The organism is Steroidobacter sp. (assembly GCF_036402275.1).
Classification (GTDB): Bacteria; Pseudomonadota; Gammaproteobacteria; order Steroidobacterales; family Steroidobacteraceae; genus Steroidobacter.
Genome location: NZ_DASWTF010000042.1, coordinates 1 through 16361 on the forward strand (window position 1 = coordinate 1; position 16361 = coordinate 16361).

Annotated in this window: 11 protein-coding genes and 2 pseudogenes; 8 read left to right on the top strand and 5 right to left on the bottom strand. The window is 62.0% G+C overall.

What is annotated here, in order from left to right; translation table 11 throughout:
* Together VGD45_RS34230 and VGD45_RS26695 are read right to left on the bottom strand one after the other, a co-directional pair.
* Positions 1-88, bottom strand: a pseudogene (locus tag VGD45_RS34230) (DUF1153 domain-containing protein); the annotation flags it as partial.
* A 36-nt stretch (positions 89-124) separates the two neighbouring features.
* The gene (locus tag VGD45_RS26695; RefSeq protein ID WP_331158439.1) at positions 125-427 is read right to left on the bottom strand and encodes a hypothetical protein; all 303 of its coding nucleotides are present in this window, start codon (positions 425-427) and stop codon (positions 125-127) included.
* A gap of 580 nt (positions 428-1007) precedes the next feature.
* On the opposite strand from VGD45_RS26695, the gene bluB reads away from it, so the two are divergent.
* Positions 1008-1673, top strand: coding sequence for a 5,6-dimethylbenzimidazole synthase (gene bluB / locus VGD45_RS26700; RefSeq protein WP_331158440.1), 666 nt, complete (start codon positions 1008-1010; stop codon positions 1671-1673).
* A 9-nt stretch (positions 1674-1682) separates the two neighbouring features.
* Here the strand turns inward: bluB and VGD45_RS26705 are convergent, their stop codons facing one another.
* On the bottom strand, positions 1683-4184 hold the full coding sequence (locus tag VGD45_RS26705) for a cation-translocating P-type ATPase (RefSeq protein WP_331158441.1): 2502 nt from the start codon (positions 4182-4184) through the stop codon (positions 1683-1685).
* A gap of 265 nt (positions 4185-4449) precedes the next feature.
* Between VGD45_RS26705 and VGD45_RS34235 the strand changes: the two are divergent.
* Positions 4450-5442 (top strand): annotated as a pseudogene (locus VGD45_RS34235) (glycosyl hydrolase); the annotation flags it as partial.
* Positions 5443-5805: 363 nt separating this feature from the next.
* Positions 5806-6465 carry a GDSL-type esterase/lipase family protein gene (locus tag VGD45_RS34240; protein WP_349263376.1) on the top strand — a complete coding sequence of 220 codons (660 nt, stop codon included), beginning with the start codon at positions 5806-5808 and terminating at the stop codon, positions 6463-6465.
* Positions 6466-6527: 62 nt separating this feature from the next.
* On the opposite strand, the gene VGD45_RS26715 is transcribed toward VGD45_RS34240, so the two are convergent.
* A complete protein-coding gene (locus VGD45_RS26715) occupies positions 6528-7415 on the bottom strand; it encodes an NAD(P)H-binding protein (protein WP_349263377.1) in 888 nt (295 codons plus the stop codon).
* Between the two features lie 242 nt (positions 7416-7657).
* Between VGD45_RS26715 and VGD45_RS26720 the strand changes: the two genes are divergently transcribed.
* Positions 7658-8557 (top strand): AraC family transcriptional regulator, encoded by a 900-nt coding sequence (locus VGD45_RS26720; RefSeq protein WP_331158444.1) that lies wholly within the window; start codon positions 7658-7660, stop codon positions 8555-8557.
* A 135-nt stretch (positions 8558-8692) separates the two neighbouring features.
* Positions 8693-10270 carry an alkaline phosphatase D family protein gene (locus VGD45_RS26725; RefSeq protein ID WP_331158445.1) on the top strand — a complete coding sequence of 526 codons (1578 nt, stop codon included), beginning with the start codon at positions 8693-8695 and terminating at the stop codon, positions 10268-10270.
* Positions 10271-10321: 51 nt separating this feature from the next.
* Here VGD45_RS26725 and VGD45_RS26730 read toward each other — a convergent pair whose 3' ends face one another.
* Entirely contained in the window at positions 10322-11677 is a 1356-nt protein-coding gene (locus tag VGD45_RS26730) for a serine hydrolase domain-containing protein (RefSeq protein ID WP_331158446.1), read from the bottom strand.
* A 142-nt stretch (positions 11678-11819) separates the two neighbouring features.
* Here VGD45_RS26730 and VGD45_RS26735 point away from each other — a divergent pair, with 142 nt between their 5' ends.
* The 3 genes from VGD45_RS26735 (at position 11820) to VGD45_RS26745 (ending at position 16066) form a co-directional block, all read left to right on the top strand.
* Complete coding sequence (locus tag VGD45_RS26735) at positions 11820-12113, top strand: hypothetical protein (RefSeq protein ID WP_331158447.1); 294 nt, start codon at positions 11820-11822, stop codon at positions 12111-12113.
* A 179-nt stretch (positions 12114-12292) separates the two neighbouring features.
* Positions 12293-15214 (top strand): TonB-dependent receptor plug domain-containing protein, encoded by a 2922-nt coding sequence (locus VGD45_RS26740; protein ID WP_331158448.1) that lies wholly within the window; start codon positions 12293-12295, stop codon positions 15212-15214.
* Between the two features lie 159 nt (positions 15215-15373).
* Entirely contained in the window at positions 15374-16066 is a 693-nt protein-coding gene (locus VGD45_RS26745; RefSeq protein ID WP_349263378.1) for a GntR family transcriptional regulator, read from the top strand.
* Positions 16067-16361: the final 295 nt, after the last annotated feature.

Genomic DNA, 16361 nt, shown 5'->3' on the forward strand with positions numbered 1-16361 from the left:
TTGTCTTGCCTTGAATGATCTCCAGTACCAGCGCGCTCTTGCGGCGAGCTGTCCAGCGTTTGATCTCGTCGTCCATCAATGTGCTCAAGTGTCTCTCCAAGTAGATTAACACCTGAGCAGGAATTCAGTGGGTCATTACACTCCTGCGCACCAGAGGGCAGAACTTCCGGTTGCCGGGCAGGTTGTCGATGACTCTGAATCTGCTGTTGCGAACGCCCGTGGTCAGGCCGAACTGAATCGTGCGATCGACGACCGGCACATAGGAGGCCTTCGAGGATACTTCGAACGGCAGCGATTCACCTGTCAGCCACTCGTAAAGGAACGCAAGTCGCCGGCCGTAGACGGATTCGGACGCGGCGCCGGTCCAATGTTCGAGGTCTTGGCTGCCGCGCTTCGCGAACATCAACGCCAGGACTTCGAGGTTCAATCCCTCGTACCGTAACGCAAACTGGAGGTCTCCTCGGGGAGTGTCCTCTGGGAGGTACGCAGGTGGGAATCGCTGCGCCTCGTGAGTGCCCAAGTGGGTGCGTCCACGAGCACGTATGCTCGTGTCGATTTCAGAAATCATACTGAGCGGTAACGCCGGCAGGGCGAATCGCTCAATCAGGCGCGCGTATCCCACCCGCTCGATGGACAACAGTGGCTCCTCCAGCAAAACTCGACCGCAAAATCAGCGAAGCGGCCGCGATAGGCCATTCTATCTATGAAGCGACGGCGCGGCCATTTTAACGAAAAGTAACTCCGTAGCGGGCGTTTTAACGATTTTGCGGGCGTTTTATCGAGGACTTCAGTTCCTTCCCCACCCTCTTCAAATTATAGAATGCCTTTAGAGACAGTGGGTTGCGTGCATCATTCGACTCTTTCCTAGGCGGGGCAACGGATCGGGCAAGCAAGGTGCTACCCCGGGGCGGAGGTGGCGGACCGGCGGGGGCAGGTAAGGGGATGGCATCGTGAAGACGCCGGCTATCATTGCAAATGAGCAATCATCACCCTCCAGTTGTGCCTACATGACAGTAAGTTCGGACTCTCCCAGCGACCGCTTCAGCGATGCGGACCGGGCGGCGGTGTATCGCGCGATTGCCGAGCGGCGCGATATGCGCCATTTCAATAGCGAGCCGATCGATGATCAGACGCTGCAACGCTTGTTGCAGGCGGCTCATCAGGCGCCGAGCGTCGGGTTGATGCAGCCGTGGCGGCTCATACGAATCACGGATCGCACGCTGCGCGAAAGGATTCACGAGTTAGTTGAGCGTGAGCGCCAGGCGACGGCGACGGCGCTAGGGGAGCGCAGCGACGAGTTCCTCCGATTGAAAGTGCAGGGTGTGCTCGAATGCGGTGAAGTGATTGTCGCCGCACTCACGGACGGTCGCGAGCGGCACATCTTCGGCCGCCGCACACTTCCGGAGATGGATCTCGCCTCCGTCGCTTGCGCCATTCAGAACCTGTGGCTCGCGGCGCGCGCTGAGGGGCTGGGCATGGGCTGGGTCTCATTGTTCGACCCGGTGGAACTGGCCCGCCTGCTCGACATGCCCGCCGGAGCAAAACCAATCGCGATTCTTTGCCTCGGGCATGTCCATGAGTTCTATCGCGCCCCGATGCTCGAACTGGAAGGGTGGGCTCGCGTACGCCCGCTGCAAGAGTTCGTGTTCAACAATCGCTGGCTCGAAACCTGACGACGCCAGTCAGGGGCGATACTTCAGCCAGCGACCGGTCAGCAGGACCAACACCGCCGTACCGACTGCCACGGACACGACGGCCGGCCATGCGGGAGGCGAGAACGCAAACACGGTGGCGACGCTGGGTAGATAGATCACAGCGGCAAGCGCGAAGAGGGCGAGGAGCGCAACCGCCCAATAGATATGGTTGTGTCGACTGACCACCCTGCGGATGTTTCCATCGCGGGAACGGCTCACAAAAATCAGCGCCAGATTGGCTACCACCAGGCTGATGAACACCAGCGCTCTGGCGCTCGAATCATCGAGCCGCTGCAGAGCCAGGCCATAGACGAGCACAGCCAGTAGCAGCACGCATGCGCCCAAGCCCACAGATCGTTTGAGCATTGCGCTCGAGAACAGTGGCGTATCGCGCGAGCGAGGCGGCCGGCGCATGACGTCAGGCGATTCCGCGTCGGCCTCGAACACGAACGCGCAGGTCGGATCGATGACGAACTCGAGAAACAACACGTGGACCGGAAAGAGCAGCAGTGGCCAACCGAACAACACCGGCAGTAAACCCATGCCGGCAATGGGTATGTGCACCGACACGATATAGCTCATGGCATGGCGGATGTTAGTGTAGATGCGCCGGCCTAGCCGCACGGCGGCCACGAGCGAAGTGAAATCGTCATTCACGAGCACGAGCGCCGCGGCTTCGCGAGCAACGTCGGTGCCACGACCGCCCATCGCCACGCCGAGATGAGCGGCCTTCAGGGCAGGGGCGTCGTTCACGCCATCGCCGGTCATCACGACCTCGTGGCCGTCGGCCTTGAATGCCTGGACCAGTCGTAACTTGTGCTCGGGCTTCGAGCGCGCGTAGACGTTCACTTCGCGCGCACGCCGTTTGAGCTCGGCATCGTCCATGGCCTCGATTTCAGCGCCGGTGACGACGCCGCTGCTGGTGTCGAACCCTGCCTGCGCGGCGATCGCCAGCGCAGTGCCGGGGTAATCCCCCGTGATCATGACGACGCGAATGCCGGCTTGTTTGCATTCAGCCAACGCATCGGGAACATCGGCCCGCAACGGATCGGCCAGGCACAGAAACCCCAGAAAGCTCAGATTGAAGCCGTGCGGGGTGTCAGGCAACTTATCGGCGTCCGAGCTTCCTCGCGCGACCCCGAGAATGCGCAGCCCGCGCTGAGCATTCGTGTTGACCTGCGCCATCAACGCCGACCGAGTGGCTGCATCCAATCGACACAACCCCATGACAGTCTCGGGCGCGCCCTTCACGGCGACCATCGACTCCTGAGATCCCGGCGTTTGCCAGACGTGCGTGACGGCCAACAACTCCGGCGTGAGGTCGTACTCGCGTATCAACATGGAGTCCTGCAGCTTCTGCGCCTCCGCGAGAATCAGAAGACGCGCGGTGGCGTGAATGCCGCGTTCCATGGGATCGAACGGCTGTCGCTCGCTGGCGGCCAGCGCGGTTTCGAGGACGTACCGGGTCTCGGCATCGAGCGTCTCACCCGCTCGCAGTTCCTTCCGCGCATGCAGAGTCTCGATGGCCGCGACCTGCATGCGATTCTCGGTCAGCGTGCCCGTCTTATCGACAGCGAGCACAGTTGCCGCGCCGATGGATTCCAAGGCAGGCATCCGTCGTGTGAGCACGCCGACTCGGGAGATCCGCCAGGCGCCCATGGCGAGGAATACCGTGAGAACGAGCGGAAATTCCTCGGGCAGCACGCTCATCGCGACAGTGATGCCGGCCAGCACGCCTGCCAGCCAGTCGCTGCGAGTCGCGCCATAGATCACTGCAATCGCGGCACACAGCACCAGTCCCGCCGACGCAACCCAGCGCACGAGGCGGCGCACCTCTGAGAACAGTCCCGTCGTTTCCGCCTGAAGCGTCGTTAGTACACGCCCGATCTTGCCGACTTCAGTACGCGCGCCAGTCGCTGTTACACGCGCTGCGCCGTAGCCTTGGACGATTAAACTGCTCGAGTAAACGCGCGCGTGTTCATCGGCGTCTTCTTCGGCTGCTGGCGTTTTCTCGACCGGCAACGATTCGCCCGTGAGAATGGACTCGTCCACAGCCAACATGGTGGCTTCGATCATCAAGCCATCGGCGGGAACGCGATCTCCCTCCCGTAGCAGTATCACGTCACCGACGACCACATCGCGCCCGGCGATGCGTTGCTCGACGCCGTCTCGAATCACGAGCGCGCGAGGACTGGACAGATCGCGAAGTTTGGAGAGCGCGCGATCGGTCCGCCGCTCCTGCACGACGGTAATACCGATCACGACCAACATCGACGCGGCAAGAATCGCCGCCTCGCGAACATCCCCGAGCGCGACGTAAACTGCCGATGCCGCGATCAGCAATAGAAACATCGGCTCCATCACCACGTCCCGGGTGATTCGGCCCAGACTTCGCGGACCCTGGCCTGGCAACTCATTGGGGCCGTCGAGGCGCAGGCGCTGAGCCGCGTCGGCGGTCGTTAATCCCGATCCGGCAGTGCTCTCGGCCATGTTCATCGGCCCATACTAACCAGCAATGGGCGGTCTAGGATTGGACACTTCTACCGGCGATCTACGTAATCGACCGCTCCCCCGACTCGACTTGGATTGAGGATTCCGCCGACCTCTGCGTCGTAACCCGATGACGCCGCCAGTGTGACACAAGGGGTGGAACGGTGTCGCTTGCGAGTGACGTGTCTGCAATGAGACAGCGTCATCTTTACCGTCGTCGTGCCAACCTTCGAGACCGATTGCGATCATAGGTCGAGTGTCGTCGATGAAGAGAGTGCTCCCGTTGCTGGCCGCATGCTTGTTCCTGGCTGCATGCGGAGGAGGATCTGGCGGCGGAGGGCAACAACCCACCTCTCCCGATCCGATCGGTACGACTCCGCCACCTGCGCCAACACCGGATCCAACGCCGGATCCACAACCGGATCCACAGCCTGAACCGGACCCGCCGCCCACGCAGAATCCGCCGCCGGAAAATCCGGCGACGCCCAAGAGCGCCAAACGCGGCATCGCTTACGACCTGAACGATCCAAGCGATCTGGCCGCGCTCGCGCCTGGCGTGTCGTGGTGGTACCGGTGGGCGCTCGAGCCGGCCAACGGCGTGCCGAGCGACTATCGCAGTCGCTATGGCATGGATTTCATTCCGATGCTGTGGAATGGCAATTTCAACGCGGGGGAGGTGGAAACATTTCTCGCGGCCAATCCTCACATCAAATTTCTGTTGTTGCTGAACGAGCCCAACCTGACCGATCAGGCGAACTTGACGCCGCAGCAAGCGGCCCAGCTTTGGCCGCGTTACGAGGCGATCGCTGCGAACACAGGCGTGCAGCTGGTCGGCCCGGCCATCACCTGGGGCACGATGCCAGGCTTTGCCGATCCGGTGGTATGGCTCGATGCGTTCTACGCTGCCTATCGCGCCGCCAATGCCGGTCGCGATCCACGCATCGACTATCTGGCGTTTCATTGGTACGACTACGGTCTGAATGCGCAGCTCGATCGGCTCACCAAGTACGGCAAGCCGTTCTGGGTGACCGAGTTCGCCAACTGGCACACTGGCAACGACGGCGCGCAGATCGACAGCGTGGCCAAGCAGAAGGCGCAGATGACGGAGATGGTCGCCATCTGCGAAAGTCGCAGCGACGTGTTTCGTTATGCCTGGTTCACCGGTCGCTGGGCCGATGAGGCCAACCGCCACACCAGCTTGCTGGGTGGCGCGGGTGAGTTGACCGAGCTGGGCCGGCATTACCTGGCGCAGCCCTATTGGACTGGAACCTGGGTGACGCCGACGATTTCGCAAAAGGCAGCCAGCGTCGATTTCGATCGGCAGACGCTGCGTCAGATCGTGCGCACCACGGTCTCTGGCAGCGCCGCTCGCATCCGCTTGTCCAATCGATCAGGCACGGAGTCGGTGACTGTGAGCGATGTGCATATCGCGCTTCGCGCCAGCGACGCATCGATCGACCCGAACACGGATCGAACGATCACATTCGGCGGACAGCCGAGCGTTACGTTGCCGCCCGGCGGCGAAATGTATAGCGATCGAACGTTCTTCCCTGTGCCCGCGCACGCTGACGTTGCGATCAGTTTCTATTTGCCGCAGGCGACTGTCGTTATTACCGATCGAATGCCGCACGATGCCGCTACCTACGTTGCGGCGGGGAACGTCAGTGGCAAGGCCGACATCGCAGTCAGTCAGCAGATCGGCGGCTATCACTTGCTCGCCAGCCTGGACGTGCAGGGCGAGGCGTTGCGCGGCAGCGTCGCGACGATTGGCGGCTCGATCACGGCCGGTATCGGGACTGATGATGCGAGCCAAAGCTGGCCCAATGTGCTGGCCGGGCGCCTGAGCGCTGCAAACGTTCAAGTCGGCGTGCTGAAGCTGGGATCAGCTGATGACATCGAGCAGCCGAACCTTCGCTGGGTCATTTACTCCGACGCTTTCGGACAGACGAGCTACGAACAGCTGATTGCGGGGTTGAAAGACACGATTTCGCATATGCAGGCGCGGCAGGTGAAAGTCTTGTGCTCCACATTGACGCCTTCCGAAGGGCACTCAGGTTGGAGTGCCGAGGGGGAACGAGTGCGCCAAAGGTACAACGCTTTGATCTGGAGCGCGGATAGCGGCTGCGACGCCGTCATCGATCAGGACCGCGCCGTGCGCGATCCGGCTCATCCCATGAGATTGCTGCCCATGTATGATTCGGGAGACCACGCGCACCCGAACGCTGCCGGTCATCGGGCCATAGCGGACGCCATCGATCTCAATGAGTTTCTCGAGCCGTGAGACCCGCAGGCGATCGATCATCCGGGGCTCAGCGATCTGGGTTTATAACGTAGCGAGCGCTGTCAGGCTTCGATCACCGCCGGTTTCAGCTCTTCCTCGCACCACTGTCGGAACGTGGTCGGAGTGCTGTTTGCAGGCGTGCGCCGTACCGCATTGTCGAGCCCTTCGTTCTTGGCTCTAGCCATGTCTGTCATGCCTTGCGCCATGGCTTCGGACATGCCTCGTTGGATGAAGCCGGCTTTGTATGACTCGAATGACACCTGTTCGAAGCGTACGGGCTTGCCAAGCACATCTGACATGATGCGCGCCATATCGTTGAAGGACAGATCCTGGGGACCCAGGACCGGCACGTCATCACGGCCGTTCCAGGAAGTATCGATCAGCAGTCTCGCTGCGACCGACGCGATGTCGCGAGTGGCGCAGCTCGGGAGTTTTCGGTCGCCGTTGATGGGCGAGAAGAATACGCCTTGATGTTTGATCGGCGCGGCCTGCCGTAGCAGGTTGTCCATGAATGAGGGCATGGTGAGCGACCGCAGGCTCACTCCGGTGCTCGCGATCAGATCGTCCATGGCAAGCGATGCTGTGACATACCCCGCATTCGCGGCCATCGGCGTGCCACGGCCCAATGCCGAGATGCTCACGACTCGGCGGACGCCATACTTGATCATTGCCGCACATGCCGGGCGCGTGAAGTCCACGTAAGCGGCTGTCACACTGAGTGCGCGAGGATCGGGCGGGCACAGCCAGAAGACGGCGTCCGCTCCTTCGAAGGCTCGATCGACGACGCTGAGGTCGTTGTGAGATCCCTCGATGACCTCCAGCCGTGCATGTGTTCGAGAAGGCAAACGCGATGGATCGCGCGCGATCACGCGAACGCGGACATTGCTGTTCAACACATGCTCGACGACTTTGCGTCCGATGTTGCCGGTTGGGGCTGTGATTACGATCACGCGCTCTCGTGCCGTTTCCTCGGCGCGCGCCACGCGTGACGCACCAGCCGTGAGCAGCGCGCCAGCGCCAAGCGTGAGAGCGCCGAGTGCGCGACGACGATCGATATCTGCAAGGCCAGGATGTTCGCTCTTCGCCATAGGTCCCTTGTCCTTCGTGGTTCGAACGCGAGAGTAGGTAACTGGCGAACGACGATCTATGCTGTAGCGTCCAGATTATTTTCGCGATCGTCCGGGATGGCTCCATGGATCCTCTGTCAGATGTTTTGTCCCTCCTGAAACCGCGCAGTTACGTGTCCTCCGGCTTCGATGCCGGCGGGGCATGGTCGATTCAATTTGCCGATCAGCACGGGCTCATCAAGTGCTACGCCGTGATCTCCGGCGGATGCTGGCTGTCGATCGAAGGCGTCACGGACGCAGTCCGTCTGCAGCAAGGGGACTGCTTCGTGTTGCCGTCGGGGCGGCCGTTCCGGCTTGCCAGCGATCTGACCTTGCCGTCCGTCGCGGCGAGCACGATTTTCCCGCCGGTGCGGGACGGCGGCGTTGTTTCGTTCAATGGCGGCGGAGATTTCTTTATCGTCGGCAGCCGCTTCGCCGTGAGTGGCAGTCATGCCGACATGCTGATGTCGATGCTGCCTCCGATCGCGCACATTCGAAACGAATCCGACCAAGCGGCGCTGCGCTGGTCGGTGGAGCGCATGATGCAGGAGTTGCGGGAGCGGCAGCCCGGCAGCTCGCTGATGGCCCAGCATCTGGCTCACATGATGCTGATTCAAGCTCTGCGTCTATACATGGCCGAGCACTCGGACCGCAGCGTCGGATGGCTCTTCGCGCTCGCAGACAAACAACTCGGCGCAGCACTCAACGCAATCCACTCCGACCCGGCACATCGCTGGACGTTGCAGGACCTAGCCGAGCACGCCTGCATGTCGCGATCGGCCTTCGCTTTGAAATTCAAAGAGACGATCGGATCGGCCCCGATGGAATACGTCACTCGCTGGCGAATGCTGCTCGCCGGCGAGCGCCTGGCGAACTCGAGCGACCCCATCTCCGCCATCGCGGTGGCGCTGGGCTACGAATCCGAGAGCGCCTTCAGCACCGCCTTCAAGCGCGTCATGGGCTGTTCCCCGCGTCAATACCGATGACTCGAGCCTAAACTGTAGACCTTACAACGCTTCGGCCGTGACTCGAACATGCAATGAAAGAGTCATCTGATCGACAGTGGAGATTCATTCGACGCCCACACACTGCCGCTTCGACTTCGCATCGGAGAGTGCAGCATGGGAAACGAACGAGATCCTTTCCTTTTCGGTCGGCGCGGCTTTCTGACCGGCATGGGCGCGGTGTTATTGCACACCGCGGTTTCAGCGCAAACGGTATCGGCCTTCGACTCGCCTGAACGGTTGGGCGACTATCCGTTCACGTTGGGCATCGCTTCCGGCGAGCCGTCGGCGGACGGTTTTGTTCTCTGGACTCGACTGGCGCCGAAGCCATTCGAAGCAGGCGGCGGTATGCCGCAGCGGCCGGTGCTCGTGCGTTGGCAGGTCGCGATAGATGAAAAAATGCGCAAGGTCGTGCGGAGTGGCGCGGCGCTCGCGCTGCCGGAGCTCGCGCATTCGGTGCACGTTGAAATAGAACATTTGGAGTCAGGGCGCTGGTATTGGTATCGGTTCGAGATCGGTGGCGAAGTCAGCCCCATCGGTCGCGTGAGAACCGCGCCACGATTCGGCTCGGCAGAGAATGCGCTGACGTTCGCATTCGCCTCGTGTCAGAACTACGTGAACGGCTTCTTCCCTGCGTATCGACGCATGGCTGAGGAGAACCTCGATTTCGTCGTTCACCTGGGCGATTACATTTACGAAGGTCCGGGTGGGGCAGGCGTGCGCGCGCATCTGCCCGCCGCCGAGATCATGTCGCTCGACGATTACCGGATTCGTCACGCGCTGTACAAATCCGATTCCGCCCTGCAAGCGACGCATGCGGCCTTTCCATGGATCGTCACATGGGACGATCACGAAACCGAGAACAATTACGCTGGCTTCATTCCGCAGGATCCGGCGGATCTCGCGATATTCGCCGATCGGCGTGCGCGTGCCTATCAAGCCTATTACGAGCACATGCCATTGCGCAGCTTCTCGTTCCCGCGAGGACCGAATCTGCAGCTGTATCGCCGCCTGAGCTTTGGCGAATTGCTCCAGGTTCACGTGCTCGACACTCGGCAATACCGATCCCACGAAGCGCCGGAGGGTTGCGAGTTGACGGAGCGCGTCGACGGTTATTGTCCATCGGCGCTCGATACCTCTCGCACGATTGCAGGTCAGCGGCAGCGTGATTGGCTCATCGACGGTCTGAATCGCTCGCGATCCCGGTGGAATGTGCTAGCCAACCAAGTGCCGTTCGCGCCGAACGATACAAATGCGGATCCAGCGATCCGTACGTTCGGCGGCGAGAAGTGGGACGGCTTCCCGTTCGACCGCGCGCAAGTTCTCGACTTCATCGCCGCGCAACGGTTGTACAACACCGTCGTGATCACGGGCGACGTGCATCAGAATTTCGTGCGCAACGTTCCGCCCAATTACGTCGATCTCGATGCCGAGCCGGTGGCCACGGAGTTCATCGGCACGTCGATCAGCAGCGGCGGCGATCGCAATTTGCGGACCGTGTTCGGCGGCGACGCCAACAATCCACATCTGCGCTTCACCGACAACCATCACGGCTATGTCCGCTGCGCGATCTCGCGTGAGCAGTGGCAGGCGGACTACCGTGTCGTGCCGAGCGTGCTCGTGGAAGATGCGCCGATCAGCACGCTAGCGTCGTTTGTGGTGGAGAGCGGCCGCGCAGGGGCCCAGCAAGTCTGAGCGGAGTGAAACGGCGGCGGCGTCTGGCGACGCCGCCGCTCGTCAAAAGTGTCAAGTTCGATTCGCGGCCGCTCTGAGCAGCGCATCTCCGGCCGCCATGGCTGCCTTGCCGTTGGCGATGTTGGACACGGCCGCGGCCGCCTGACCTTTGCGCTTGTCGATCAGAACTTCGGCGTACCAGAGCGTGTTCGAGCCGTTGTGCCAGAGCGTTTGATCCGGCCTGACGTGCCAACCCATCGCGTACGCGCCGCCGAACGGCGGCGTGTGCAGAGTTTTCCAACTGTCCTTGGAAAGAAAATCGGTCTCGTCTCGATGGGCAGCGAGATAGCGCGCCAGGTCGCCGAGGCTGAGGTGAACACGCCCGGCGGGTCCGACGGCCACGGGATTATCAGTCACGTCCTTGCCGACGAGCTGCGCAACGGGGCGATCGGTGGGCAGATGACCGGCGGGCTGATCCAGCTGTCCCTTCGAGCCAGGCGCTCCAAAGCCCGCGGAGCGAATGCCCAACGGCTCGAAGACGTGTTGCATCAGCAGCGTTTCCCAATCCTGCTCGAGCTTCTGTTCGAGCATGGTCGCGGCCACGATGTAGCCGTTGTTCGCATACTCGAAGCGCTTCGCGATCTCGCCGATCGGATTCTGATTCAACGCAATCGACGCATACCTCAGCCGCTCATGGCGGGTGGGGCCGTCCACTGCGTGCTCGAATGTTTCGAACTCATTCATCGGGATATCTTTCGGGAAGCCTGCCCGATGCGACAGCAAATGTTTGAAGGTGGCGTGCGCATACGCCGGCTGCAGCTTGGATATCTTGTCGCCGAGCACATCGCCAACCGTATCGTCCCAGCGGACTGCCTTGGCTTCGACCAGGCGGGCGACCAGCGTCGCGGTCATCGATTTGGTGATCGAGCCGATGTGCCATCTGTCCTCGAGCGACGTAGCGACGCGCGAACCGACGGCGCGCTCGCCATCAACCCATATCTGAGGCGCTTCGCCTGCCCACGAGACCATCGCTCCGAGCGCGGGAGCACCAGCGCGCTGTCGCAATTCTTTGAGCGCCGCCAGATCCAGCGGCTTCGTTTCCGCGAGGGGAGCTTGCAACCCTGCATCGCCTCGGAGCAGAACGAGCGGCATTGCCATGCCCTGATCCCATTCGCCTTCGATGCGATCCGGTCCGGTCTGCTTGCCGCGATAGCTGGCTCGTATGGCGGGAACTTTGAGCTCGATCGCCTGCGGCGTCAGCGAGACGACTTCGAGAGGAATCGGGCCGGCGCCTTGATCGATGCTGAACAGACTGCCTTTCTCGGGTCCGATGTCGAACTTGAGCCGCAGTCGCTGCGAGCCCGCCTGGAGGATGCCGCTCCATGCGCCTATGGCCGTGGGCTCCATGGCCCGCGCCGCCTCGGACATGCACAGTGTTCCCAGCAATCCCTGCAAAACCGATCGCCTCGCGACCATTGAATGTCCCTCGCGCTGGAATCCGTTACAACCTGTGGTGACAACTGGCGACGATATACTACGACGCAGCTTGCAATCCACACGGAGGTTTATCTTGAGTGAGTTTCCGCCGGACTTCATCGGCACTTTCAAAGCTCTCGCCGAAGGGCAGCTCGAACCCAACGACTGGCTGGAACGCGCATGGCGCGCGGACCTCGATGCGTTCGAAGAGCCGGCGACGGCCGAAGAAATCGCTGCCGTTGAAGCTGCAATAGGCGCGCCGCCGCCCGTCGCCGATCCAGCCGTTTATTACTACGCGCACTCGGAGGAGGGCGCGACCCGGAAGCTGGCGGACAGCTTCACGGCGTGGCTGGAAAAACTGCCGCGATCCCCAGTGTTTCAAGACTGACTCTCCCTTCGGCCTCCCCACTGCAGCCTCGTTCCTTCGCAGGAACGGGGCTGCTTCGTTTTTGAGCAAAGCAATCCATGCGCGCACCGGCATGCAGCGTCCGCGCGCAGGCTTGACAGCATCGCCGAAGGGTATATCGTAGTTCGTATACGATTCAGAGAATTATACGGGGAGAGAAGATGACCTCTAAGTCTGCCTCTACGAACCCACAACGCCGTGGGACTGCTTTATCGACCGCCGTTCGCACGCTGCTCGCGTTGTCAGTCGCCGCCGCGCCTTGTTATGTGTCCGCGCAGGAAACATTGACCGAGGTCGTCGTCACTGGATCGCGACTGGTACGCAGCGACTTGAGCGCACCCAGTCCCACGACCGTGCTCGGTCAGGATCTGGTGCAAATGTCCGGCGACACCACCGTCGAAACCGTGCTCAACGAGTTGCCGCAGCTGTCTGGCGGCACCAATTCCAGCGTGAATTCCGGCGGCGGCTCGGGTGTATTGACTGCGAACCTGCGCGGCCTGGGCGCGATGCGCACGCTCACCTTGGTGAACGGCCGTCGCTTCATTCCCGCGAACGGCGCGGGCAACGTCGATCTCGCGACCATCCCGACCGCACTGGTCGAACGCGTCGAAGTGATCACCGGCGGCGCCTCGGCCGTGTACGGATCGGACGCCATCGCTGGCGCGGTGAATTTCATTCTGCGAGATGACGTTGAAGGCCTGGAAACATCGGCGCAGTGGGGCGAGACCGCCGAGGGCGACGGCGGCAGCCAGAATTACGATCTGTTGTTCGGCACCAACGTCGCGGAAGGCCGCGGCAATGTGACGCTGTACTTGTCTCGTTCGATTCGCGATCCGGTGATGATGGAAGATCGTGCGTTCTCGCGGACTCCGCTCAACGCACAGCTTGGCGTCAGCGGCTCGAGCAACATCCCCGGAGGTCGCGTGAGTTTGAGCGCAGCTCAGCTCGCCACGCTCAATGTGGGGCAGGGCCCGGGCGTGCTGCCGACCGGCGACGGAGGCTGCACGACGCGACTGAACTCGATCCGCTTCGGCGCAGGCGGCGAGGTGCTGGCCCATTGCGACCCGGAAAATCTTTATAACTACGCGGCAGGCAATTATCTGCTGCGGCCCCTGGAGCGCTGGCAGATGGCGGGCCTGGGCCGCTTCGATGTAACCGACAACGTCGAAGCGTACACCGATATCCACTACGCGCTGTCGAACAACGAATACCAGCAAGCCTCCGATTCGCTGGCCATCGTCACCGGCACAAATCCTTATTTCGAAGTGCGCGACTACGCGACCAATCCCGTGCTGCCTGAAGACGTGCGTGCGCTGTTCATGAACAATCCGCAAATCTTCGACCCGACCGGCAGTGGCGATGCGCGCATCTCTGGCGGCATCGCACGTCGTCTGGATGAGCTCGGATTGCGTAATTTCGCCTTCGAGCGCGCGACCCTCGGCGGCACGCTTGGCCTGCGCGGCGATTTCGACGTCGGCGATCGCACCTGGCGATGGGACGTGTTCGGGCAATACCAGCGCTCGCGCACCGATGAAACCATCAACGGCATGATGTCGGCGGCGCGTATGTCGCTCGGCCTCGACACGGTCGTCAACTCATCCGGCCAAGTGGTCTGCGCGACCCAGGTGTTCGGCTGCGTGCCGGTGAATCCGTTCGGCATCGGCTCCATCTCTCCCGAGGCGGCTGCATTCATTACGCCGGCGCGCTCTTCGACCGAGGTCTTCGAACGCAAGGTCTTCGGCGCGTCGTTGGCAGGTGAGGTATTCACGCTCCCCGCGGGGCCGGTGTCGACAGCCATCGGCGTCGAGTATCGCGACGACCAGTATGAGTTCATGCCGGGCGCGACCGATCTTGCGCGCGAGTACGGCTCGGCATCGCGCGGCATCACGATCGGCGGCTTCGATGTTTCCGAAGTGTTCGGCGAGGTCCGCATCCCGATTCTGTCGGGACTGCCGTTCGCTGACATTCTTGCTATCGAGGGCGCGGGACGATTGTCGGACTACTCCAACTTCGGCAACGCCACGACCTGGCGCGCGGGCCTGGAGTGGGGTCCCGTGCAGAGCTTGCGGTTCCGTACTGCTTATAACGTCGCGATCCGAGCTCCAGCCATTTCCGAGTTGTACTCGCCGATCAGCGAAGGTTTCTCGCCGGGCACCGATCCATGCGCGGCGTCTCGCAATCCCACGCAAGCACAGAAAGACTTCTGCGTGCAGCAGGGCGTGCCGGCGGCTGAGATCAATAATTTCCAGCAGACTGTGCTTGGCTTCAGCCAGTTGTCTGGCGGCAATCCGGACCTGAAGGAGGAAACGTCCGAGACGTTCACTGTCGGTGCGGTGTGGCAGGTGCCGTTCGTCAACAACTACAACGTCGCCGTCGATTATTACCGCATCGAAGTGGAAGACGCGGTTGCGACCATGAACGCACAGACCACGCTCGATGTTTGTTATCAGATGCTCGACGCGTCGAGCGCGCCGTGCCAGGCGATCTTCCGCCTGCCGGGCAGCGGTCAGGTGTACCAGGTGCGCGCGAGTAACAGCAACATCGGCTCGCTGTCGGTCGAGGGCGTCGATCTGTCCACCGACTACACGATGGATCTGCCAGACAGCTTCGGCCTGTTCGAGAACTCCGCGAAGCTCGGACTGGTGATGCATGCGGGCTGGCTGTTCGAGCGCGTCAGGCAGATCATCGGCGCCAGGCCCATCGATTGCGCCGGCTTCTTCGGCTCGTGCACCGCGCAGGGCTCAGACTCGGGTGGCTCGCCGGACTTCAAAGCCACGCTCATGGCCACGTACAACAGCGGGCCGCTGCGGGTGCGTTCGCAGGTGCGTTACATCGACGATCTGCAACCGCTGTCCAACATCGCGGCCAGCACGCCGGTGAAGGCGGACTCGGTCACGTATATCGACTTCTCGGCGTCGTACAAGATCAACGACAGCGTCGAAGCGTTCGGCGGCATCGACAATGCCTTCGACGAGCAGCCGCCGTTGCTGACTTCGAGCTGGGGCGGCGACGCCAACACCGACGTGACGCTGTACGACGTGATGGGGCGGCGTTACTTCGTCGGTTTGCGCACCAAGTTCTAGCCAGGTAAAAGGCGGGCCCACCGCTAGGGGTGGGCCCGCAATCGCGCCGATGTGGACGGCGCGGCATTCGATACATCGCCGTCGGCAGCGCCATTCGCGTATCATGCGGGCGTATACAATCTGCCGTCCCGGCGAACAACGCTTCCGTCCATGAGTTCACTGCAACTCGATATCCGTAATCTGTCCGATCGTCTGGTCGAGGTCGTTCGCGACTTCATCCTGTCAGGAGCCATCGGCTCGGATCTTCCGATCCGGCAAGATGCGCTCGCCGCGGAGCTGCGCGTCAGCAAAATTCCGCTGCGCGAAGCGCTGGCTCGGCTCGAGCAGGATGGGTTGGTGATCTCGCATCCCAACCGGGGCTTTTTCGTGCGGCCGATGTCGCCGGACGAGGCGGAAGAAATTTATGCGCTGCGCCTGAAGCTGGAGCCGGATGCGGCGGCGCGTGCCTCACTGCTCGCCACCGACGCCGATCGCGAACGCGCGCGGCAGGCGTTGGCGCTGTTCGATATCGACGCGGCGGCCCAGAAGCCCACCGTTGGCGCGCTCAATCGCGCGTTTCATCTTGCGCTGGTGCAGCCTGGCGGCCAGCAGATCACGACCAACACGGTTGCACGCTTACACGTGCTCGCCGATCGTTATGTACGAAAACATCTCGAACCGAAGGGCCGGTTCGTGGCTGCGGAAGCCGAACATCACGAAATTCTCGATGCCTGGCTGAGCAAGAAGGATGCAAAGGTGCGCAAGCTCATCACCGAGCATCTGGAACACACCCTGCGCGATCTCCGCGCAGCCTTGCGGCCTGCTACAGAGCCTCGCGTCACGGCCGTTCGCAAGAAAGCCTCGCGAAAATAGCGTTCAGGCCTGAGAAGACACTCACCCCGCGTCCTCCTCTCCCGTTGTGAGAGGGGAGGTAAATTTTGATTTATTTTCTTTCCCTGCGGGGTGGAAAAAATCGCAGCGAAGGCATGCGCTGGGCTCTGAATCCGGCGGTCCTTTCAAGTTACCGCGGTCCTGGCTCTGCCCGGTCGGGGTCGGCGGGCGGACATTTGGCGGCCGCCGCCGCGCGGCGGTTTGCGGCTCGGCGGCTGGTGAGGTGGGAATGCTGAGCTGACACCCGTGACGCCGAGCCCTCCGCCGCGCAAGGCTC

What these genes read in the sequence shown, in the direction of transcription:
- bluB (WP_331158440.1), top strand. Translation starts at nt 1,008, where the DNA reads ATGACAGTAAGTTCGGACTCTCCCAGCGACCGCTTCAGCGATGCGGAC.
- VGD45_RS26705 (WP_331158441.1), bottom strand. Translation starts at nt 4,184, where the DNA reads ATGGCCGAGAGCACTGCCGGATCGGGATTAACGACCGCCGACGCGGCT.
- VGD45_RS34240 (WP_349263376.1), top strand. Translation starts at nt 5,806, where the DNA reads ATGCCGCACGATGCCGCTACCTACGTTGCGGCGGGGAACGTCAGTGGC.
- VGD45_RS26720 (WP_331158444.1), top strand. Translation starts at nt 7,658, where the DNA reads ATGGATCCTCTGTCAGATGTTTTGTCCCTCCTGAAACCGCGCAGTTAC.
- VGD45_RS26725 (WP_331158445.1), top strand. Translation starts at nt 8,693, where the DNA reads ATGGGAAACGAACGAGATCCTTTCCTTTTCGGTCGGCGCGGCTTTCTG.
- VGD45_RS26730 (WP_331158446.1), bottom strand. Translation starts at nt 11,677, where the DNA reads ATGTCCGAGGCGGCGCGGGCCATGGAGCCCACGGCCATAGGCGCATGG.
- VGD45_RS26740 (WP_331158448.1), top strand. Translation starts at nt 12,293, where the DNA reads ATGACCTCTAAGTCTGCCTCTACGAACCCACAACGCCGTGGGACTGCT.